Source organism: Actinosynnema sp. NPDC091369 (genome assembly GCF_044757065.1).
In the GTDB taxonomy this organism is placed as follows: Bacteria; Actinomycetota; Actinomycetes; order Mycobacteriales; family Pseudonocardiaceae; genus Actinosynnema.
This window is the reverse complement of sequence record NZ_JBIVUG010000001.1, coordinates 1,312,385-1,333,363: the sequence shown is the minus strand read 5'-3', so window position 1 is coordinate 1,333,363 and position 20,979 is coordinate 1,312,385. Positions and strand designations below refer to the sequence as shown.

At 73.1% G+C, this 20,979-nt stretch carries 21 protein-coding genes; 6 read left to right on the top strand and 15 right to left on the bottom strand.

The genetic code is table 11. The features are described 5' to 3' along the window. The first annotated feature begins 10 nt into the window (after positions 1-10). Positions 11-1,567, top strand: coding sequence for a sensor histidine kinase (locus ACIQMJ_RS06600; protein ID WP_499759944.1), 1,557 nt, complete (start codon positions 11-13; stop codon positions 1,565-1,567). After that, positions 1,564-2,226 carry a response regulator gene (locus ACIQMJ_RS06595; RefSeq protein ID WP_499759943.1) on the top strand — a complete coding sequence of 221 codons (663 nt, stop codon included), beginning with the start codon at positions 1,564-1,566 and terminating at the stop codon, positions 2,224-2,226. The genes ACIQMJ_RS06600 and ACIQMJ_RS06595 overlap by 4 nt, the downstream gene beginning before the upstream one ends. Here the strand turns inward: ACIQMJ_RS06595 and ACIQMJ_RS06590 are convergent. The 8 genes from ACIQMJ_RS06590 to ACIQMJ_RS06555 all read right to left on the bottom strand — a co-directional run bounded on the left by ACIQMJ_RS06590 (position 2,208) and on the right by ACIQMJ_RS06555 (position 9,388). Then, entirely contained in the window at positions 2,208-2,864 is a 657-nt protein-coding gene (locus ACIQMJ_RS06590) for a class I SAM-dependent methyltransferase (protein ID WP_499759942.1), read from the bottom strand. The genes ACIQMJ_RS06595 and ACIQMJ_RS06590 overlap by 19 nt on opposite strands. 11 nt (positions 2,865-2,875) lie before the next feature. After that, the gene (gene arfB, locus ACIQMJ_RS06585; protein ID WP_499759941.1) at positions 2,876-3,304 is read right to left on the bottom strand and encodes an alternative ribosome rescue aminoacyl-tRNA hydrolase ArfB; all 429 of its coding nucleotides are present in this window, start codon (positions 3,302-3,304) and stop codon (positions 2,876-2,878) included. Positions 3,305-3,313: 9 nt separating this feature from the next. Continuing rightward, a complete protein-coding gene (locus ACIQMJ_RS06580; RefSeq protein ID WP_499759940.1) occupies positions 3,314-4,135 on the bottom strand; it encodes a hypothetical protein in 822 nt (273 codons plus the stop codon). Further along, entirely contained in the window at positions 4,132-4,623 is a 492-nt protein-coding gene (locus ACIQMJ_RS06575; protein WP_499759939.1) for a SigE family RNA polymerase sigma factor, read from the bottom strand. The genes ACIQMJ_RS06580 and ACIQMJ_RS06575 overlap by 4 nt, the downstream gene beginning before the upstream one ends. Positions 4,624-4,780: 157 nt before the next feature. Continuing rightward, positions 4,781-5,869, bottom strand: coding sequence for a phosphoribosylformylglycinamidine cyclo-ligase (gene purM, locus ACIQMJ_RS06570; protein WP_499759938.1), 1,089 nt, complete (start codon positions 5,867-5,869; stop codon positions 4,781-4,783). Positions 5,870-5,922: 53 nt separating this feature from the next. Next, positions 5,923-7,455, bottom strand: coding sequence for an amidophosphoribosyltransferase (gene purF / locus ACIQMJ_RS06565; protein ID WP_499759937.1), 1,533 nt, complete (start codon positions 7,453-7,455; stop codon positions 5,923-5,925). Between the two features lie 117 nt (positions 7,456-7,572). Next, positions 7,573-8,304 carry a maleylpyruvate isomerase N-terminal domain-containing protein gene (locus ACIQMJ_RS06560; protein ID WP_499759936.1) on the bottom strand — a complete coding sequence of 244 codons (732 nt, stop codon included), beginning with the start codon at positions 8,302-8,304 and terminating at the stop codon, positions 7,573-7,575. 139 nt (positions 8,305-8,443) lie between these two features. Continuing rightward, positions 8,444-9,388 carry a hypothetical protein gene (locus tag ACIQMJ_RS06555; protein ID WP_499759935.1) on the bottom strand — a complete coding sequence of 315 codons (945 nt, stop codon included), beginning with the start codon at positions 9,386-9,388 and terminating at the stop codon, positions 8,444-8,446. 170 nt (positions 9,389-9,558) lie between these two features. On the opposite strand from ACIQMJ_RS06555, the gene ACIQMJ_RS06550 reads away from it, so the two are divergent. Both ACIQMJ_RS06550 and ACIQMJ_RS06545 read left to right on the top strand, forming a co-directional pair. Continuing rightward, a complete protein-coding gene (locus tag ACIQMJ_RS06550) occupies positions 9,559-9,864 on the top strand; it encodes a DUF2563 family protein (RefSeq protein WP_499759934.1) in 306 nt (101 codons plus the stop codon). Then, positions 9,861-11,855 carry an alpha/beta hydrolase gene (locus ACIQMJ_RS06545; protein WP_499759933.1) on the top strand — a complete coding sequence of 665 codons (1,995 nt, stop codon included), beginning with the start codon at positions 9,861-9,863 and terminating at the stop codon, positions 11,853-11,855. The genes ACIQMJ_RS06550 and ACIQMJ_RS06545 overlap by 4 nt, the downstream gene beginning before the upstream one ends. A 28-nt stretch (positions 11,856-11,883) precedes the next feature. Here ACIQMJ_RS06545 and ACIQMJ_RS06540 read toward each other — a convergent pair whose 3' ends face one another. The 7 genes from ACIQMJ_RS06540 to ACIQMJ_RS06510 all read right to left on the bottom strand — a co-directional run bounded on the left by ACIQMJ_RS06540 (position 11,884) and on the right by ACIQMJ_RS06510 (position 18,001). Further along, positions 11,884-12,222 carry a hypothetical protein gene (locus ACIQMJ_RS06540; RefSeq protein WP_499759932.1) on the bottom strand — a complete coding sequence of 113 codons (339 nt, stop codon included), beginning with the start codon at positions 12,220-12,222 and terminating at the stop codon, positions 11,884-11,886. Beyond that, a complete protein-coding gene (locus ACIQMJ_RS06535; protein WP_499759931.1) occupies positions 12,219-12,614 on the bottom strand; it encodes a sterol carrier family protein in 396 nt (131 codons plus the stop codon). Before ACIQMJ_RS06535 ends, ACIQMJ_RS06540 begins: the two co-directional genes overlap by 4 nt. Positions 12,615-12,658: 44 nt before the next feature. Then, positions 12,659-13,471: an ESX secretion-associated protein EspG gene (locus tag ACIQMJ_RS06530; protein WP_499759930.1), complete on the bottom strand. Its 813-nt coding sequence runs from the start codon at positions 13,469-13,471 to the stop codon at positions 12,659-12,661. Between the two features lie 67 nt (positions 13,472-13,538). Then, positions 13,539-14,885, bottom strand: coding sequence for a PPE domain-containing protein (locus ACIQMJ_RS06525; protein WP_499759929.1), 1,347 nt, complete (start codon positions 14,883-14,885; stop codon positions 13,539-13,541). A 36-nt stretch (positions 14,886-14,921) separates the two neighbouring features. Continuing rightward, complete coding sequence (locus ACIQMJ_RS06520; protein WP_499759928.1) at positions 14,922-15,314, bottom strand: transcriptional regulator; 393 nt, start codon at positions 15,312-15,314, stop codon at positions 14,922-14,924. 107 nt (positions 15,315-15,421) lie between these two features. Then, a complete protein-coding gene (locus tag ACIQMJ_RS06515) occupies positions 15,422-16,003 on the bottom strand; it encodes a DUF3558 domain-containing protein (protein WP_499759927.1) in 582 nt (193 codons plus the stop codon). Positions 16,004-16,084: 81 nt separating this feature from the next. Next, positions 16,085-18,001, bottom strand: a complete 1,917-nt coding sequence (locus ACIQMJ_RS06510) for a glycoside hydrolase family 15 protein (protein ID WP_499759926.1) — start codon at positions 17,999-18,001, stop codon at positions 16,085-16,087. Positions 18,002-18,059: 58 nt separating this feature from the next. Between ACIQMJ_RS06510 and ACIQMJ_RS06505 the strand changes: the two genes are divergently transcribed. Both ACIQMJ_RS06505 and ACIQMJ_RS06500 read left to right on the top strand, forming a co-directional pair. Continuing rightward, positions 18,060-19,907, top strand: a complete 1,848-nt coding sequence (locus ACIQMJ_RS06505; RefSeq protein ID WP_499759925.1) for a glycoside hydrolase family 15 protein — start codon at positions 18,060-18,062, stop codon at positions 19,905-19,907. Then, positions 19,904-20,929: an alcohol dehydrogenase catalytic domain-containing protein gene (locus ACIQMJ_RS06500; protein ID WP_499759924.1), complete on the top strand. Its 1,026-nt coding sequence runs from the start codon at positions 19,904-19,906 to the stop codon at positions 20,927-20,929. Before ACIQMJ_RS06505 ends, ACIQMJ_RS06500 begins: the two co-directional genes overlap by 4 nt. The last annotated feature ends 50 nt before the right edge of the window (positions 20,930-20,979 follow it).

Below are 20,979 nucleotides of genomic sequence, written 5' to 3'. Positions count from 1 at the left end.
GAGGTGCTGGTTGGCCAGGAAGATCGGTCGCGGATCGCTGGCCCGTCAGCTGCTCGTGTGGCAACTGGTAGTGGTCGTGGCGCTGCTGTGCGCGGTGGGCGTGCTGTCCGTCGTCCAAGCGGGGAACAACTTCCGCACGACCGAGGGACGCCGGATGCTCTCCGTGGCCGAGGACGTGGCGGCGACCGCGGGCGTGCGGGCGTCGCTGGCCGACCCGCTGCGGCACTACGCGCTGGCCCCGTTCGCGGAGAGCGCCCGCAGCCTGTCCGGCGCCAGCTACGTGATCATCACCGACCCCGGTCGCCGGGTCCTGACCTCGCCGGACCCGGGCCAGGTCGGCGAACAGCTCGACCTCGGCGGCAGCACGGCGCTCGGGGGCCGGTCGTGGGTCGGCGAGCTGGGCGGCGCGACCGTCGCGCACGTGCCCGTGATCGGCGACGACGGCGCGGTGATCGGGCTGGTCGCCGCCGGGCGGCAGGCGCCGGGCTTCTGGGAGGGTGTGCTGGACTCACCGGACAACGCGCTGCGGCTGCTCGGCGTGGCGCTGGTCATCGGCGTCGCCGGGTCGCTGCTGCTCGCCCGGCGGGTGAAGAACCAGACGCTGGGCCTGGAGCCGCACGAGATCACCGCGCTGGTCGAGTACCGGGAGGCACTGCTGCACGGCATCAAGGAGGGCGTCGTCGCCCTCGACCCGCAGCACCGGATCACGCTGGTCAACGACCACGCGCGGGACCTGCTGGCGCTGCCGCCGGACGCGGTCGGCCGGTCGGTGGCCGAGCTGGACCTCGACGAGCGGCTGCGCGACGTGCTGACCGGCCGGGCGACCGGCGCGGACCAGCTCGCGCTCACCGGCGGACGCGTGCTCACCCTGAACCACATGCCGCTGGACGTGCACGGCGCCGTGGTCACCCTGCGCGACCGGACCGAGCTGACCACGCTGCGCGACGAGCTGGACGCGAACCGGCACGCCACCGACACCCTGCGGGCGCAGGCGCACGAGTTCAGCAACCGCCTGCACACCATCGCGGGCCTGGTCGAGCTCGGCGAGTACGACGAGGTCCGCGGCTTCATCAGCCGCGTCAACACCGCGCAGGGCGCGTGGCGCGCCGAGGTCGCGTCCAAGGTCGCCGACCCGGCCGTGGCAGCGCTGCTGGTCGCCAAGTCCAGCCTCGCCGCCGAACGCGGCACCGAACTGCGGATGGCCCCGGACAGCGCGCTCGGCGAGGTGGACGAGGAGCTGTCCACGGACCTGGTGACGGTGATCGGGAACCTGGTGGACAACGCGCTGGACGCGCTGTCGGGCCGCGGCTGGGTCGAGGTGTCGGTGCGGTCGTCGTCCGACGAGGTCGTGGTCGTGGTGCGGGACTCCGGTCCCGGTGTGGCGGCGGAGCTGGCCGACGAGGTGTTCCGGCACGGGTTCACCACCAAGGCGGCCGAACAGGGCCGGCGCGGGCTCGGCCTGGCGCTGACCCGGCAGGCGTGCCTGCGGCGCGGCGGGTCCGTGCGGGTGCGCAACGAGGACGGCGCGGTGTTCACCGCCCGGCTGCCCGCGGAGGTGCCGTCGTGATCCGGGTCCTGGTGGTGGACGACGACTTCATGGTCGCGAAGGTCCACAGTGGATACGTGGCGCGGACGCCCGGCTTCGAGGTCGTCGGCGTGGCGCACACCGGCGCGGACGCCGTGCGGCTGGTGCGGGAGCTGCGGCCGGACCTCGTGCTGCTGGACGTGTACCTGCCCGACGTGGACGGGTTGGCCGTGCTGCGGGAGCTGCGCGGGGTGGCCGACGACGTGGACGTCATCGTGATCACGGCGGCCACCGACGTGGACACCGTGCGCAGCGCCATGCGCGGCGGCGTGCTGCACTACCTGATCAAGCCGTTCGAGTACGCGGCGCTGCGCGACCAGCTCGCCCACTTCGCCGCGCTGGACCGGCGGCTGGACCAGCTCGCGTCGGCCGGGCAGGCGGACGTCGACCAGGTCTTCGGCGCACGGCCGCGCAGCGCGCCCGTGCTGCCGAAGGGGTTGACCGCCCAGACCGCCGCCCTGGTGGAACGCGTGCTGCGGGAACGCCCGGTGACGGCCGGCGAGTGCGCCGACGCCACCGAGCTGGCCCGGGTGTCCGCGCGGCGGTACCTGGAGCACTTCGTCAACACCGGCAAGGCCGAGGTGCGGCTCAGGTACGGCGGCACCGGGCGACCCGAACGCCTCTACGTGTGGCTGGGCTGACCGGCCTTGCGCACGATCAGGTAAGCCTGCGGGGTCTTCTCCCACCTCGGGTCCGCCGGCTGCCGCTCCAGGCGGGTGTGCGGCTCGAACCCGGCGTCGGCGAGCTGGGCGAGCACCCGGTCGGTGTTGATCCGGTACACGTCCAGCAGGATGTCGTGCCCGTAGCCCTGCTCGTACCGGCGCACCTCGTCGCCCACCTGGAACGCCATCAGCAGCAGGCCGCCGGGCGCGAGGACGCGGTGGAACTCGGCGAGCGCGGCCGGGTGCCGCTCCCACGGCAGGTGGATCATCGAGTACCAGGCCAGCGCGCCGCCGAGCGAGCCGTCCGGCAGGTCGAGGTCGAGCATCGACCCCACCTCGAACCGCAGGTCCGGGTGGTCGCGGCGGGCCACCTCGACCATCCGGGGCGACAGGTCGACGCCGAACACGTCGACCCCGAGCCGCTTGAGGTGCCCGGAGATCCGGCCGGGACCGCACCCGACGTCCGCGACGCGCCCGCTGACCAGCTCGGCGAACAGGCCGAGCACGGCCCGGTCCGCCGGGTTCTCCGCGAGGTTGTCCCGGAGCAGGTCGGCGTAGCTGTCGGCGACGGTGTCGTAGGCGGTGCGGGCGAGGGTGAGGAACTCGGGCTCGGTCACGCCCCGGGACGTTAGTCCCACCCTCCGCCGCGCCGACCCTGCTTCGTCTGGGCGCGGCGCTTCTTCTCCGCGATGCGGCGTTCCTTCGAGCCCTTGGTCGGCTTCGTCGGACGGCGCGCCGCCGGCGGCGCGGCGGCCGCGTCGCGCAGCATCCGCGCCAGCCGCTCCCGGGCCGCCTGGCGGTTCTGCAACTGCGCCCGGTGCTCGCTCGCGGTCACCGTGAGCACGCCGTCCACCAGGCGTTTCTCCAGCCGGCCGAGCATCCGCGCGCGCAACCACCCGGGCACCGACGGCGAGGCAGCCAGGTCGAAGCTCAGCTCGACCCGGCTGTCCGCCGTGTTCACGCCCTGGCCACCGGGACCGGACGACCGGGAGAACCGCTCGCTCAACTCGGCCGCCGGTATCACCAGCGTCCGCGTCACGGTCAGGTCGTCGGCCACCGCTACAGGTTAGAAGACCAACCCCGGCACGGTCACGATCTTTGCCAGCTGCTCCCAGGTCAGCGGCGGCGGGGTGCCGTTGCTGGTGGCCTTGTCGCTGCTGTTGGACGTCTGCGCCGACATCACCGCGCCGTCGGGCGTGGCCGTCCGGACCGTGAGCAGGGTGATCCCGTTGTGCTCCTGGGTCGACACCGACACCGACCGGCCGCCGAACTGCCGCTCCTGGCACGTCGTGTCGGCGGCCTCGCACCGCGCGTTGCCCGGGTACAGGTGCAGCAGCACCGAACCCCGACCCACCTCGGTGGTGACGTCCGTGAGCGACAGGTACGCGTTGGAGTTGCTGATGCGGAAGGTCCACGGGTCCATCGGGTCCTGCGGGACCGGCTTGACCTGCACGACCGTCGGGAACGCCTCGGCGGCGGCGATCAGCGCGCCCAGCTCGCCCGCGCGTTCGGGCGTGACGGGCCTGGGTGGCGGCGGCACCACGGCCGACCCCGGCACGCCCGACGAGCCCGGCTTGGTGGTGAACCACGTCTCGGGGGCGGACGTGGTGGTGGGAGCGGGCGCGCTCGTGGTGGTCAGCGTCGGCCCGGTGGCCGAGGACTGGCCCGCCGCCACCTGGAGCCGGTCGCCCCCGCTGCCACCCCCGGCTCCGGACCAGAGCAACGCCGGGACGGCCACGGCGGCGACCGTGGCGAGCACGGCGGCGCCGGTGCAGCCGCGGCGGAAGGTCGCCTTGCGCCGGCCGCTCCTGAGGATCGCCGCCTTGTCGATACCGAGCGGCGGCTCGTCGTCGAACGCGGTCGACAGGGTCTGCTTGATGTCGGTCATCGCTGCTCCTCGAATACGTGGCGGCCGAGAAGTTCGCGCAGCGCGGCGAGGCCCTTCGCCGCCTGGCTCTTCACGGTGCCTTCGGTCCGACCGAGCAGTCGGGCGGTTTCCGCGACGCTGAGGTCCTCCCAGTAGCGGAGCACCACGACGGTGCGCTGACCCGGCGGCAGCAGGGCCAGGGCCCGGCGGACGTCCAGGTCGCCGGGCGCGGTGCCGGACACCGCGGTGTCGGGCACGGCGTCGACCACGGTCTCCCGACTCCGGAAGCCGCGCCGGCCCTCGTCGATGGCCGCGCGCACGAGCACCTTGCGGGCGTAGGCGTCGACGCTGCCGCGCCGCACCCTCGGCCAGGCGACGTACAGCTTGGTCAACGCCGTCTGCACCAGGTCCTCGGCGCGGTGCCAGTCACCGCACAGCAGGTACGCGGTCCTCCGCATCACCAACGCGCGGGCATCGACGAACTCACCGAACTCGCGATCGCGTTCCACTCACCCTCCTCGGTCGCCGCTTAGTACGGAACGACGACCGCCGGAGGTTGCCCTCGCCACCCACCCCGATCCCCGCGGCCGGACCCGGCCCGGGACGCGGACCGGCCCGCCGCGCACCGCCCCGGTCGGGGTGGCTCGCGACGGGCCGGCGTTCGAACTAGAACCGCGGGTGCTCGCCCACCAGGGCGGCGCCCGGCTCGTCGGAGCGGACGATCTCGCCCAGCACCCACGCGGGCACGTGGCGGGCCGTCAGGACGGCCAGGGCGCGGTCCACGTCCTCGGGGGCGACGACGGCGACCATGCCGACGCCCATGTTGAACGTCTTCTCCATCTCCTCGCGCTCCACCCGGCCGCGCTGGGCGATCAGGGCGAACACGGGGGCGGGCGTCCAGGTGCCGCGGTTGAGGTCGGCGCGCAGGCCCTCGGGCAGCACGCGGGCCAGGTTCGCGGCCAGGCCGCCGCCCGTGACGTGCGCGAACGTGCGCACCTCTGCTTCGGCGGCCAGCGCCAGGCAGTCCTTGGCGTAGATGCGGGTCGGCTCCAGCATCTCCTCGCCGAGGGTGCGGCCGAACTCCTCGACGTGGCCCTCCAGCGGCATCCGGGCGATGTCCAGCAGCACGTGCCGCGCCAGGGAGTACCCGTTCGAGTGCAGGCCGGAGGAGCCCATGGCGATCACCACGTCACCCGCGCGCACCCGGTCCGGGCCGAGCATCGCGGACGCCTCGACCACGCCGACACCCGTGCCGGAGATGTCGTAGTCGTTCTCGCCCATCAGCCCGGGGTGCTCGGCGGTCTCGCCGCCCAGCAGCGCGCACCCCGCCAGCACGCAGCCCTCGGAGATGCCCTTGACCAGCGCCGCGACCTTGTCCGGCACGACCCGGCCGATCGCGATGTAGTCCTGGAGGAACAGCGGCTCCGCGCCGCACACCACCAGGTCGTCCACGACCATCGCGACCAGGTCGATGCCGACCGTGTCGTGCTTGTCCATCGCCTGCGCGACCGCGATCTTGGTGCCGACGCCGTCGGTCGAGGACGCGAGCACCGGCTCCTTCCAGCGGTCCAGCTTGAGCTGGAACAACCCCGCGAAGCCGCCGATGCCGCCGAGCACCTCGGGACGCTGCGCCTTCGCCGCCCACGGCTTGAGCTTCTCCACCGCCTCGTCACCGGCTTCGATGCTTACTCCAGCTGCGGCGTAGGTCGCCTTGGCGCTGTCCGTCACGTCTCTGTGCTCCACGATTTCGGGCATCCACATTTCAGGGCATCCGGTCCGTCCGGGCGCACGCCCGGCTCTGCCGACGATCAGGGGCGTTGCAGGGCGTCCTCGGCACCGTACCCGTTCGTCAGCACGGGGGTGGCCGAGCCCGAGACGCCCCGGATGCCTTCGAGCAGGTGCTTGCCGATCAGCGCGTCGTCGGGCAGCGGGATCGGGTACTCGCCGTCGAAGCACGCGCAGCACAGCCGCGTCTTCGGCTGCTCGCTGGCCGCGATCAGCTCCTCCAGCGACACGTAGCCCAGCGAGTCGGCGCCCACCGACCGGCGGATGCCGTCGGTGTCCAGGCCGTTGGCGATCAGCTCGGCGCGGGAGGCGAAGTCGATGCCGTAGAAGCACGGCCACTTGACCGGCGGCGACGCGATCCGCACGTGCACCTCGACCGCGCCGGCCTCGCGCAGCATCCGCACCAGGGCGCGCTGCGTGTTGCCGCGCACGATCGAGTCGTCCACGACGACCAGGCGCTTGCCCCGGATCACGTCGCGCAGCGGGTTCAGCTTGAGCCGGATGCCCAGCTGGCGGATGGTCTGCGACGGCTGGATGAACGTGCGGCCGACGTAGGCGTTCTTGACCAGGCCCGAGCCGTACGGGATGCCGCTGGCCTGGGCGTACCCGATGGCGGCGGGCGTGCCGGACTCGGGCACCGGGATCACCAGGTCGGCTTCCACCGGGTGCTCCACGGCCAGCCGCCGGCCGATCTCGACGCGGGTGGCGTGCACCGAGCGGCCGGCGATCGTGGTGTCCGGGCGGGCCAGGTAGACGTACTCGAAGATGCAGCCCTTGGGCTCGGGGTTGGCGAACCGGCTCGACCGCAGGCCGTTCTCGTCGATCGCGATCAGCTCGCCCGGCTCGACCTCGCGGACGAACGACGCGCCGACGATGTCCAGCGCCGCCGTCTCGCTGGCCACGACCCAGCCGCGCTCCAGCCGGCCCAGCACCAGCGGGCGCACGCCCTGCGGGTCGCGGGCCGCGTAGAGGGTGGACTCGTCGGAGAACGCCAGGCAGAACGCGCCGCGCAGCGTCGGCAGCAGCTGCATGGCCGCCTGCTCGATACCGATGTCGGCGGCCTGGGCGGCGAGCAGGCCGCACACCAGGTCGGAGTCGGTGGTGGCGCCGTGGCTGGTGTCCACGCCCACCTCGCGCGCCTTGGCCAGCAGCTCGGCGGTGTTCACCAGGTTGCCGTTGTGGCCGAGCGACAGGCCCGAGCCGGTGGCGGTGGTGCGGAACGTCGGCTGCGCGTTCTCCCACGTGGTGGACCCGGTGGTGGAGTAGCGGCAGTGGCCGACGGCGACGTGGCCGCGCAGCGACTGCAGGACCTGCTCGTCGAACACCTGGCTGACCAGGCCGAGGTCCTTGAAGACCACCACCTGGCTGCCGTCGCCGACCGAGATGCCCGCGGCTTCCTGGCCGCGGTGCTGGAGGGCGTACAGGCCGTAGTAGGTGAGCTTGGCGACCTCTTCGCCGGGAGCCCACACGCCGAACACACCGCATTCTTCGCGGGGTTCGCGTTCTTCCTGGGTTTCGGGGTCAATGCGGCCGGTTGCTGAATGGTCGGTGACCACCGGGTTGCTCCCTAGCGACGAGGGTCGGGGCTGCACCATCGAGTGTAAGGCTGATGGGGGCGGTACCACCCCCCTCAGACCCCCTCCGACGTGACCAAACGCACCCTCGCCCGCCGATCAGTCCAGCTTGAGCGCGTACCAGACCCGTTCGTCACCGGCGTGCTTGAGCGGCAGACGACCCCACAGGCCGTAGTGCACGAGCTGTGCCTCGCCGCTGATCCGCAGGTCCGCCTCCTCGCCCGGCCACGCCGCCCGCACCTCCGGCACGACGCCCGGCGCGAACGTCACCACCCACGCCTCGGGCACGTCGGTGAGCTGCACCAGGGCGGTGCCCTTGACCGACAGCGGCACGTCGGTGGCGTACTTGGCGGCCAGCAGTGTGGTGAGCGCCTCGTCGATGCCGTCGACCGCGAAGTCCGCGTCACCCACCACCAGCTCGCGCAGCGCCGCCTGGGCGTCCCAGCGGCGCAGGTCCAGCTCGTGCGCGATGCGCCGGTGCCAGACCCACGCCAGGTCCGGCGCGGAGGGCGAGAACGTCCACGCCGTCCGGTTGCCCGGGGTGGACGGCAGCAGCTCGGCGGCTTTGGCGAGCTGCTCGTCCAGGTAGTCCAGCGGCGCCGGCTCGGCGGGCGGGCGCGGCAGGCGGAGCTGCACGGTGCTGCCGGTGCGCAGGTACTCCAGGGACGTCTCCAGGAACCTGCCGACGTGCAGCGCCAGGTCGGTGAACGTCCAGCCGGGGCAGCTGGGCACCGCGGCGGCGGGGTCGGCCTTCCCGACCGCCGCCCGGAACATCGCCGCCTGCGCGGTGAAGACCTCGGTCCACCGCTGGGTGGTCCAACCTCCAGGCACGTCCAGCCTCCCGCTCGAGTAGATCGCTGCGCGGCCATCGTGCCGCACGGACGTCGGTCCCGGCGGCGGATGGCCGACCTTCACCCCTACCGACGCGGGGACGGGGCCGGCGGTGCCCTCGGATCACGGGCGGCGGCGATCACCACGGCCGGTCGCGCACCTCGTCCCGGGCCAGCGCGTCGAGCCGCGCGATGGCCTCGTCCCACCACCGGGTCAGGTCGCCGACCTGGAACTCCCACTCCTCCTCGTCCTCGGGGGCGGCGGGCGCGGTGTCGACGGCGTGGTGGGCGTACCCGGACTCGCCGGCGTCGGGCCAGTCGGTGACGGGGGTGAGGGACGCGGTCTCCTCGGCGGACCACTCCACGTGCGCGGTGCCCGGCTCGGCGGTGGTCGAGCAGGTGGCGATGAACTCGGCGACGGGGTCGACGGACGTCGCACCAGCCGCCCGTTCGACGTGGGCGCGCGGGGTGAAGAAGAGGGCCACCCGGGGCGGGTCGAAGTCCCGGTCCTCGACGTGGCCGGTGAAACCCGCCTCCGGCTGCCCGGTCCACGCCTCCGCCCACGGCTCGGACGACGGCTCGGTCCACGGTCCCGGCGACACCTCGGGCCACGCCTCGGGCTCGGCTGACTCCGGGCCGCACGACCCGAGGCCCGGCCCGAAGCCCGACTCGAACTCCGGATCGAACTCCGCCTCCCGCGTCGGCTCGGTGTTCGGCATGGCGTACGCGGTCGCCGCCGTGCCGAGGTCGGTCGTGCGGTCGTCGTCGTGCTCGGCGACGGCCGGGGATTGGGCCGTTCGGGGTGGTGGGTGCAGCGTGCTCCACGGCGACGGGCGCAACGAGAAGCCCTGCTCCCTGGGGTGCTTGAGCCGGTAGGGCGAGATGTCCCTACCCGGGCCGGCGTGGAGGCGGACGGCGAGCTCCACCTTCCAGCGCTGCCAGCGGATTTGCCGGGGCGAGCGCAGGAGGTGGCGCGGACCGGAACGGCGCATCAGGAAGGACCCGAGCATTTCCCGGAACCGCCACGCCAGTTCCTGGGCGATGTGCAGGACCGCGGCTCTGGGCGCGGGGAGCAAAAATGTCATGTGTCAATGGTCGAACTGGCGTTCGACCTGGGCAAGATCACCTTCGAGTGATCACCAACGGGCGGTTTGTCGCACCTCCTTGGCCCGCGGGGGCGAGGGAACCGAAGATGGTGGCCGCGCGTCGCATTGCCGGTGGTTAGCGGCACGAAGGGTGGGCAATCGTGTTCGGGGTGCAACCAGAGACGTTGCGCGAGGCGTCCAAGCAGTTCCACGAGGGCGCGGACGCGACCGGCGACGGCGCCGAGATGATCTCCATGCTCAGGCTGGACGCGGGCGCGCTCGGGCAGGTGCCCGCGGCGGCCGAGTTCGTCGACGCGCTGGCGAAGTGGTCCGGCGAGCAGTCCGACGACCTGCGCCGGGGCAGCGCCTGGTACCGCGACGCCGGTGACGGCCTCACCGAGAACGCCGACGCCTACCAGCGCGCGGACGACGACTCGAACTCCTCGTTCCGCGGCATCGAAGGGGGCATGGCGTGAGCTTCACCGACCCGGAGGTCCTGTACGGGCAGCTCGCCTCGGGTGACGCGGGCCGCGTCGCCACCGCCGCCGACCCGATCACCGGCGCGATGAGCGCCGTCGACCGCGCGGGCCAGGCGGTCTCCGCGGGCGGCAGCACGGCCACCTCGACCTGGAAGGGCGACGCCGCGACGTCCTTCGGCGCCCGCGCCGAGCTGTCCGCGAAGTCCGCGACCGTGGCCGGCGAGCGGCTGGGCGCCGGCGCGGACATCGTCCAGGCCGCCTCCCGCGCCTACGCGCAGATGCGCGGCAGCGCCGACCAGCTCATCGACTTCTGGCGCGGCCGCTCGCCCGCCCTGGACGAGGCGCAGACCCGCGAGCTCGCCAACCGGGTGAATGAGCAGCTGACCAACGTCAAGACGGGCTACGAACGCGTCCTGCGCTCCTACGCCGACGCCCTCTCCAAGGTCCGCCCCGGCTTCGAGGAGACGGCGGCCAAGGACGCCGGCTGGCAGACCACCGTCACGGCCATGCGCACCACCGCCACCGTGCCCGGCCCCGGCACCGACCCCAAGCAGGTCGCCGCCTGGTGGAAGTCGCTGACCAAGGAGCAGCAGGACGAACTGCTGCGCACCAAGTTCCAGGAACTGGGCCAGTTGCGCGGCCTGCCGTCCGGCGTGCTCGACCAGGCCAACCGGATGCGCATCGCGGACGACGCCCAGCGCTTCGGCGCGCAGCGCGACCAGCTCGACGCGCAGATGGCCGAACGGGCGCGGGAGTTGGGCCTCGACCCCAGCAAGTCCGAGGACATGACCAAGCTCCTGAACGACGAGCAGTACGCGTCGTTGAACGAGCAGCGCCAGGAAGCCGCCACCAAGGCCGAGAACGCCGAGAAGGTGCAGAAGAGCATCGAACGGGCGGAAGAGCTCGCCAGGGACAACAACTGGCTCAACGCCGAGGGGAAGCCGGACGTCCGGATCCTGGCGTGGGACCCCTACGGCCCGCGCGGCGACGGCGGCACCGCCATCGCCTACGGCAACCCCGACACCGCCACGAACCTCGCGATCAGCGTGCCGGGCACCGGGTCGACGCTGGACGGCTTCTCCGTGGACCAGGCGGGCAACCTGCGAGCGGCCATGGGCACGGAGGGCAACGCCACCATCCAGTGGCTCGGCTACGACGCACCCGGCTGGTCGCCCGGCGAGGTCGACAACCCGGCGCAGGCCCGTGAAGGCGGCGCGAACCTCGTCGCCGACGTCAACGGCTACCGCGCCGCCGCGGAAACCGCGGGCCACGACCCGCACGTCACCGTGATCGGTCACTCCTACGGCTCCACCACGGTCGGCTACGCGGGCATGAACGGCCTGGCCGCGGACGACATCGCGTTCGTCGGCTCGCCCGGCGTGGGTGCGTCGAACGTCAACCAGCTCTCCGCCGGCCCCGGTCACGTCTACGTCGGCGCGACCGAGCACGACCCCGTCGTGCAGGGCACGAGCCAGACCTGGTTCACCGAGGACGGCTCCTCCATCGGCCCGTACGACGACCGGTTCGGGGCCAAGACCTTCGGCACCACCGACGGCACGTCGGCGCTCGGCGCGCACTCCCAGTACTACGCGCCGGGTTCGGAGTCGGTGCAGAACCTGGCCCGCATCGCGACCGGCGACGGCGGTTCCGTCACCTCCCAGGACTGGGACGAGAACCCGCTCGGCCCGTCGCTGCCGGGCTCGCACGTCCCGGGCGTCGGACCGGTGGTCGACTTCGTGGGCGGCACGGCCGTCGGCGCGGCCGACCTGGTGAAGGACGCGGGCACCGGGCTGTGGAACGCCGGTCGGGAAGCGGTGAACGGCAACTGGTCCGAGGCGGGCACCGGCTTGCTCGACACGGGCAAGGAGATCGTCAACGACACCGTGGACGTGGTCGTCGGCGGTGTCGGTGACGTGGTCGAACTCGGCCGTGACGCGGTGGAGGGCGTCGGCAAGGCTTGGGACAAGACGGTCGGGTCCTGGTTCTAGGCCAACCGCCGCCTCGCCGGTTCCCGGTTCACCGCAAGCGGCAGGGGCCGACTTCGGTCCGGACGCCTTCCTGGTCGAAGCCGCTCTGGTCGGACTGCCGCACCGTGCACACCACGAGGTCGCCGACCTTGATCCCCTCCGGGAACCGGTCGAGGTCGGCGGACTTCTTGTCGATCCGCTCGATCCCGCCGGGCTGGTCCTGGTCGAGTTCGAGGTTCACGTACGACGGCTTGGTCTCACCCATCGACTCGTACGGCGGGTTGATCTTGACGACCTTGAAGTCGACCTCACCCGACCACTCGCTGCTGCACCCGACCAGGAGGGTTCCGACCGCGAGGACCGCGACACACGCCTTGAGCGCCTTCACGCGGTCGAGCTTAGCCAGAAGCGGAGCACCGGGAGCAGGGTTGAGAGATCCGCCCGGCTGCCCGACGCGGTGACCCTGGCGTCCGCCAACGCCTGCGCCCAGCCGAGCCGGCCCACCGCCAGTTCCAGCCACGTGCGCGGATCGGTCTCGACCACGTTCGGCGGCGTGCCGCGGGTGTGCCGGGGGCCCGCCACGCACTGCACGGCGGCGAACGGCGGCACGCGCACCTCGACGCTGCGACCGGGCGCGACCTGTTCCAGCGCGCGCAGGCTCAGCCGCACGGCGGCGGCCAGGACCGGGCGGTCCGGCTTGTCCGCGTCACCGGTGAGCCAGGGCAGCACGGCCTCGACCGCGGCGCGCACCTCGTGGGGGTCGACGGGCTTGGACGGCACCCGCCCAGGCTATCGCCGCCGACGCGCGGGCCGGGCGGGCGTGGTCAGATCCGCGCGGCGCGCACCGCTTCGGCGAGCAGTTCCTCGACCTGGTGCGCGAGCCGGCGCGAGTCGGTCGGGCTGAACGTGCTCCACGGCGCGGTCCCGTTCGACGCCCGCCGCTGCTGGAGGTAGCGGCCGTCCTCGGTGTCGAAGAACGCGACCACCCGGTCCGGGCGGCACCGCTTGCCGTACTTGTCGCGGGCCGCCGCGCCGAAGTTCCCGGTGTGCACGAGCCCGGTGAACATCTTCACGAGCGTGGCCGCGTCCTCCTGCCGCACGCCGTGCGCGCGCAGGGAGTTCTCCAGGCTCTTGGGCGAGCCGTCGGACTTCTTGACCGCGGCCTCCAGGTCGGCGCTGGGCATGGTCACCGAGTGCCCGGTGCCGGCCGGGTGCGCGGGCAGCGCGCCCAGCACCGCCGACGGCAGGCCGCTGCCCGCCGCGCGCCGGAACGTGAGCCGGTTGTCGGTCAGGGTGGCCACCGCGCCCTCGTCGCCGTTGGCCACGGCCAGCACCCGCACGCTCTTGCCGATCCAGACCCGGCCGTCGACCTCGCGCTCGGGCCTGTTGAACAGCCGCAGCAGGTAGTCGAGCTCCGGGTGCAGCCCGGTCGGGCCGCCCAGGCCGCGCGCGCCGATGGCCTGCCACACGCGCCGCTCCAGGTCGGCGCGCTCGGCGTGGGTCTTGCCCGGCGAGGGCACCTTGATCACCAGCGGCATCTGGCCGAGGTCGAGGCGTTCCCAGAGCACGTCGAACTCCTCGGCCGAGAGCTCGATCGGCTCCCGCTCCGCGGGCCCCCCGAAATACGTCACCGACATCCCCGTCCCCTGGACACCGGACACGGGCCCGCGCCGTGTCGACGCGAGCCCGTGCACCGGAGACTCGCTACTGCGGCATCTCGCCGATCACGGGCGGCGCGACGAGCCGGTCGTCGCCGAACACGTCGTTCGTCTCGACCAGGTAGTCGGCTGCCTTGTGCTCGATGTCGTCCTCGCCGTCGCCGCCCTGCGCGCCGGCCGCGCCACCGGCCATGCCGGGACCGCCCGCGCCGGGACGACCCGCGCCGCCGGGACCACCGGCACCGGGGCCGAAGCCCGCGCCGGGCACGCCACCGCGACCGGGCACGCCGGCCGGGTTGCTACCGCCGGGCATGCCCGCACCGGGCACACCGCCCGCACCGGGCATGCCGGGCACGCCGGGGCGCAGGCCGTTCGGACCACCGGGGCCGCCGGGGCCGTGGGGACCGTTCGGACCGCCGGGCATGCCGGGCATCCCCGGCACGCGGCTGGTCGGCAGGCCGGGACGCGGACCGCCGGTGGGACCGGTCGGAACCCGCGGCGGCACCTGCGGGCCGTTGGTCGGCGGCTTCGGCGGCGTCCACAGGGGAGGCGGCGTCGGGGTGAGGGGCGGGCGGACCGGCGTGTTCACCGGCGGGTTGACCACCGGCGGCGTCGGCGTCGGCGTGCCGGTCGTCGGCGGGGCCCACGAGGGGTTCGTGGTGCCGCCGGAGCCGGGCAGCTGGCCGGGCGTCGGCACGACCGAGCCGGTGCTCGGCGGGGCCCACGACGTGGTCGTGGTGCCACCGCCGCCGCTCGGCGCGGTCCAGGTCGGGGTGGAGTTGTAGTTCGCGCTCGAGTTGTTGAACTCGCCCGCGCCGGCGGGCGGCGGCGTGTCGACGACGACCTTCGGCGGCGGGACGAACTTGCCCAGCGTGTCGGCGTTCCACTCGCTGCTGGACTGGTAGTTGTTCATCACCTCGACGGCCTTGGCCTCGGCGTTGTCCTGCGCCGCTTCCTGCCGCTCGTGGTCCTGCTGCTGCTGGATCACGTGCATCATGCCGACGGGGCCGGTCAGCCCGCCCAGGATCTTGTCGCCCAGCGACGGCGCCTCGGTGGTCACCGGCACCGGCTCGGGCATCTCCTTGCGGGCGTTCGCGATGTAGTCCGCCTGGAGCTGCGCGGAGGTCTCCATCGTGCTGGAACCCTGCTGGGCGTCCTGCGCCCACGCGGCCAGCGGCGACAGCGAGGCCGTCGTCGTGTCGGCGGTCTCGCCCTCCCAGCTCGCGCCGAGCTTGGCGAGTCCTTCCTGGATGGACGTGTCGATCTCGCCCAGGGCCTCGGACAACGACTTCCAGGAGTCCTCGAGCGGCCGGGACGCGGCAACGCCCGGACCGTCGTTGATCATCCGGTAGAGATCGGGGTGGGCATACCCGCGCCAGCGGTGGTCACCCATCGTGCTCGCCCCCCTCGGGTGCGTAGGTCAGCAAGGTCAGCCGTTGTTGACGCGTCCCCAGGACGCGGTGTTGTCGCCTTCGACTCGCCGGTAGTCGGCCTCGATCGCGGTGAGCTGGTCGACCACGCCCTTGAGCTGCTCGCGGTACGCCTTCAGCGCGACCAGGCCGGCCGAGTCACCCGCCTCGAACGTGTCCCGGTTGAACCGGTCGGCGGTCTCGCTGCTCACGGGGTCACCCGCCCAGGGCTTCGCCTCGAGCTGCGTCATCGCGTCGGTCAGCCTGGCTTCCAGCTGGTTCAACGCGTCCGAGAACACCTTGCGCGCGGCCGGGATCGCCGAGGGCTCGATGCTGAGCTTGCGCTGCGCCCCGGCGTAGTCGGGCAGCGTCGTCGGCGTCGTTCCCCCGCCACCACCATCCGCGATGAACACGGCACACCCCTCCTCAGTGCTGCACAAACCCCAGCGTGTGCATCTGGGACGACTTTAGCTCTGATGCGTCACGCGGGTGAGCGGTTCCCTCTGCAAAGGGAGCAGTTCTACTTGTTCAAGTTGGTAACGACGGCCGCGGCGACCGGTTGCACGACCTGGCACAGCGCGGTGAGGTCGGTCTCGCCGAGGCTGGACGCCTGCACGTCGACCACCTGGCCGTCCGAGACGTCCACGTCGACCGAGCACGAGAGCCCGAGCTGGGTCTTGGCCTCCACCATCAGCGCGGGGAAGCCCTGCACCTCGAGCTTGGTGACCTTGCCCTGCGACTTGGCGTAGTCGTCGATGCCCGCGGTGGTGTCGGCGGTGATGCCGACGAAGTACTTGCGGTCCCCCCGGCTGATCGTGCAGCTCTTCTTGTCCGGCTGACCGCCCGGTTGCGGCGGCTGGTCCAGGCCGAACTCGGCGCGCTGCGCGTCGGTCAGCAGCGCGCACGGGTCGACGCCCTCGACGTCGACCGCCTTCGGGCGCTTCGACGGCTCCTTCGCGGCCGAGGTCGGCTTGCTCGACGTCGGGCCGTCGGCGGCGGTGGTCGTCGGCGTCGAACCACCGGGGTTCGCGGACCCGTCCGTGGGTTGTGAGCAGCCCGCGAGCAGGGTCAGGGCGGCGATGAGCGGCACGACACGGCGCATGAGCACCAACGTATCGGATCAGCGTCACCCGGAAGACGCAGTGCCGACAACGCCACCGGGTGATGGGCCGTCGAACGGTGATCAGCAGCCCGCGTACCGGCAGGCCACCACCGCGGGCCGCTCCACCGGCCGTCCCGCGTCGATCGACCACGCCAGCCGCACGTACTGGGCGTGCGTCCAGGCCAGTGGCGTGGCCGACGTGGTGCCGCGACCGTGCCAGACCTGCTCGGGCAGCATCCGCCCGTCGTTCGCGGTGGAGGCGATGTCGGCCAGCCGGCGGCGGGCGGCGCCCACGTCGCCCGCGAGCAGCTCGTACTCGCCGCGCTCACCCGCGAAGATCGGCCAGAGCCTGCCGTACGTGCGGCCGTGGCCGATGTTCCACGGCCCGCCGTCGGCGCGCTCGCCGTAGCCGTCGCCGTTGTACCGGTGCCAGAACCGGTCCACCCGGAGCTGCTCGTCCACCACGCGCACGGTGGTGCGGACGACCGGGTCGTCGTGCGGCCGCACGCCCAGCCGCACCAGTTCCAGGAAGCTCGGGTCGACGGCGGCGCGCTGGTCGATCGCGGTGGGGTGGTTGTCGCCGGGGTTGTAGGTGGTGCCCGCGTCGGGCCGGCCGTCCTTGGTGAGCCGCAGGTAGTAGGGGTCGGGCGAGAACGGGCCGGTGCGCGTGACCGTCCAGCCCTCCAGCCGGCGCTCCCAGTCGTCGGCGACGGCCAGGTAGCGCGCCGCGCGCGGGTCGCCCGACCGCTGCAACAGGTCGGCCAGGCACACCAGGCCGGCGATCTCGTGGGCGATCGTGCCGGGCGAGTAGCCGCTCTGGTTCTCCCACCGCTCCTGCTGCGTGGCGGGCGCGTCCGGCTGGGCGATCATGAACTCCGCCGCGGCCACCAGCGAGTCCACAGTGGACTTGTCCGCGCGGCCGAGCAGCCAGGCCAGGAGCATCGGCGCGGCCTGCTCGTCCTGCTGGATGTTCGTCCAGTACGGCTCACCGTCCACCCTGGTGTTCTGGGGCAGGTGCCCGTCGGGCTGCTGCTGCACGTCGAGCATGAAGTCGAGCGCGCGGTCGGCCGCCGCCCGGTCGCCGGCCGCGAGCACCGCGCTCGCCACCTGGTACAGGTCACGCGGCCAGACCAGGGCGTACGAGCCGAACTCCGGCGCGATCGCGCGGTCGAACCCGAACGCCCACGGGAAGCTCGGCGAGGCGATGAACGCGCCGGGGTGCGCTTTGTCCTCGGTCGCCGCGAGGACCATCATCGAGGTGTCGTAGAGGACCCGGTCGGCGCTCTTGGGTCGCTTGAGGCCCTTGAGGTAGTCGTCCCAGCCCTGGTCGTACCGGCGGGCGTGCCGGGGGAAGCCCTCGACCAGGGACCTCTTCGCGCTGGTCAACGCCTCCTCGACGTGCGCGCCGAACCCGATCGCCACCGTGGCGCCGCGGTCGCGCACACCGTCCAAGCGCAGCGTCCCGGTCTGGACGACGTTGCCCTCGGTGGAGCTCCGCGCCGTGATCGGCTCGTCTGCGACCAACGCGCTCGCGGACCGCTCGTCCTGCGCCAGCAGCGCCTCGGGGTGCTCGACGGCCCGGTCGTCGTCACCGTCGCGGGACAGGTTCGGGTCGAAGACCACCTGCACGTCCACCGGCCGCTCGGCGCGCAGCCGCACGTCGGCCAGGACGGTCGGGCGGGACGGGTCGGTGGTGTAGGCGACCTCGGCCTGCCAGCCGTCACCGCGGAACACCTGCCGGTAGCGGAGCCTGCCGACCGGCTCGGTGCGGCCCTCGACCGCGCGGCCGTCGACCACCAGCCGCAGGTCGCGCGTCGCGGGCGTGCTCAGGTCGGGGTAGAAGACCTCGGTGAGGCCGGTGCGGCCGAGGGTGAACCAGACCGGGCTCGTCGCCTGGCGGGCGGTGCCGAACCCCTGCTTGTCGGCCGGGGCGTAGGTGGCCGGGGGACCGGGGACGGTCAACGCGCTCGCCAGCAGCACCGCGACTAAGGAGGTCATGTCCTCCTGGATGCGCAACGACGCGCGATGTCAAACGCGGGTACGTAGGGTCGGCGGGGTGGGAGACACGGGACCTGGACGGATCGAGGACTACGCGCTGCTGTCCGACCTGAGGACGGCGGCCCTGGTGGGACGGGACGGGTCGATCGACTGGCTGTGCATGCCGCGGTTCGACTCGCCGTCCTGCTTCTCGCGGCTGCTCGGCACCGAGGACGACGGGCACTGGCGGATCGCGCCGGTCGCCGAGGCGCTGTCGGTGCGGCGGTCCTACCGGGACGGCGGCCTGGTGCTGGAGACCGAGTTCGAGACGCTGGACGGCGTGGTGCGGCTGATCGACACCATGCCGCCCGAGCAGGACGACTGGGACGCCGACACGCGGGTCGTGCGCGTGCTCGAAGGCGTGTCCGGGCAGGTCGCGATGTCGTTGCGGTGGGTGCTGCGGTTCGCCTACGCCGACTCGGTGCCGTGGGTGCGCCGCGGTGAGCGGGACGGGCAGGAGTGCATCGTGGCGCTCGCCGGGCCGTCGGCCGTGGCGCTGTACGGCGACCGGCTGCCGTACCGGGTGCACGGCAAGCGCGCGCACGAGGCCGAGTTCACCATCTCGGCGGGTGAGCGGCTGTCGTGGGTGATGGAGTTCGCGTACTCGCCCGACGAGCCGCCCGCGCCGGTGGACGCGCTGGCCGAGGTGGCCCGGTCGGAGGCGTTCTGGCTGGCCTGGTCGTCCCGGATCGACTACGACGGGCCGCACGCGCAGGCCGTGCGGCGGTCGCTGATCACGCTGAAGGGCCTGTCGTACGCGCCGACCGGCGGGATCGTGGCCGCGCCGACCACCTCGCTGCCGGAGACGTTCGGCGGCGAGCGCAACTGGGACTACCGGTACTGCTGGCTGCGCGACGCCACGTTCACGCTGCTGGCCCTGGACAACTTCGGCTGCACGGGCGAGGCGGCGGCGTGGCGCAAGTGGCTGCTGCGGGCCGTGGCGGGCGACCCGGCGGACCTGCAGATCATGTACGGCCTCGGCGGCGAGCGGCACCTGGTGGAGTGGGAGGTCGACTGGCTGCCCGGCTACCGGGGCGCGCGGCCGGTGCGGGTCGGCAACGCGGCCTACCGGCAGTTGCAGCTCGACGTGTACGGCGAGGTGATGGACGCGCTGCACCTGGCCCGGGAACGCGGGCTCGGCGAGACGCCCGACTCGTGGGCGATGCAGCGCGGCATGATGCGGCACCTGGAGAAGGTGTGGGAGCGGCCGGACAAGGGCCTGTGGGAGGTGCGCGGGCCGGACCGGCACTTCACCCACTCGCGGGTGATGCTGTGGGTGGCGTTCGACCGGGCGGTGCGGGCGGTGGAGGAGTTCGGCCTGCCCGGCCCGGTGGAGCGGTGGCGGGAGCTGCGCGAGGCCGTGCACGCGGAGGTGCTGGCCAAGGGCTGGAACGCGGAGCTGGGCTCGTTCACCCAGTACTACGGCGGCACGGAGCTGGACGCGGCCACGTTGCTGATCCCGGCGGTCGGCTTCCTGCCCGGCGACGACCCGCGGGTGGTCGGCACGCTGGACGCGGTCGCGCGGGTGCTCAAGCGCGGCGACCTGGTCGACCGGTACGAGACGTCCCACGGCGAGTCCGAAGTGGACGGCCTGGCCGGTGTCGAGGGAAGCTTCCTGGCGTGCTCGTTCTGGTTCGTCGACGCGCTGGCGTTGGCCGGGCGACGCGAGGAGGCGCTGGCGATGTACGACCGGCTCGTGGACCTGTGCAACGACGTGGGCCTGTTGGCGGAGGAGTACGACGCGGGCACCGGGCGGATGCTCGGCAACTTCCCGCAGGCGTTCAGCCACCTGGCGCTGGTGAACAGCGCGGCGGTGCTGTTCGGCGGCCACACCCGCGACGAGCGCCACCGCGGCGGTGCGGCGTGAGGGCGGCGGAGGTCGTGCCCGGGGAGCCGTCGGCGTCGCGGGTGGTGGACCGCGAGGTCGTGCCGGTCGACGGTGAGCTCGTGGTCGAGGGCCTGCTGGTGGGGGTGTGCGGCACCGACGTGGAGATCGTCCGCGACGGTTTCGGCTGGTTGCCGCCCGGTCGGGACCACATCGTGCCGTTCCACGAGTCGCTGGGCCGGGTGCTGTCCGCGCCCGAGGACTGCGGGTTCTACGAGGGCGACCTGATCGCCGGGGTGGTGCGCCGCCCCGACCCGGAGCCGTGCCCCGCGTGCGCGGTGGACGCGTGGGACTTCTGCCGCAACGGCAAGTACACCGAGCGCGGCATCAAGGAGCTCGACGGGTACGGGATGCAGCGGTGGACCGTGCCGCCGAAGTTCGCGGTGAAGCTCGACCCGACGCTGGGCGCCGCGGGCGTGCTGACCGAGCCCGCGTCGGTGGTGGCCAAGGCGTGGGCGCAGGTGGCGGCGGTGGCCGCGCGGTCGCACCTGCCGGTCCGGTCGGCGCTGATCACGGGTGCGGGCCCGATCGGCCTGCTGGCCGCGTTGCTCGGCGTGCAGCGGGGCCTGGAGGTGCACGTGGTCGACCGCGTCACCGACGGCCGCAAGCCCGACCTGGTCACCGCCCTGGGCGCGACCTACTACCCGGACCTGGCCAAGGTCACCGCCGAGGTCGACGTGGCCATCGAGTGCACCGGCGCCGCACCCCTGATCTGGGAGTGCGCCCGCCGCGCCTCGATCACCGTGCTGGCGGGCCTGACCGGCGACCACGCCCCGGTGCCGCTGGACCCGGGCGTGTTCGACGGCATGGTGCTGGGCAACAAGACGATCGTCGGCACGGTGAACGCGGGCCTGCCGGACTACCTGGCCGCCGCCGAAGCCCTGTCCGCCGCCAGCCGCCCCTGGCTGAACGGCCTGATCACCCGCCGCGTCCCGCTGGAGCGGTTCACCGACGCCCTGGAGAAGGAGCCCGACGACGTGAAGGTGATCGTCGACCTGGCCTGACGGCGACCGCCTGGTGCCGGGTCTGCGCGCGGGTGGGCGACCAGGTCGAC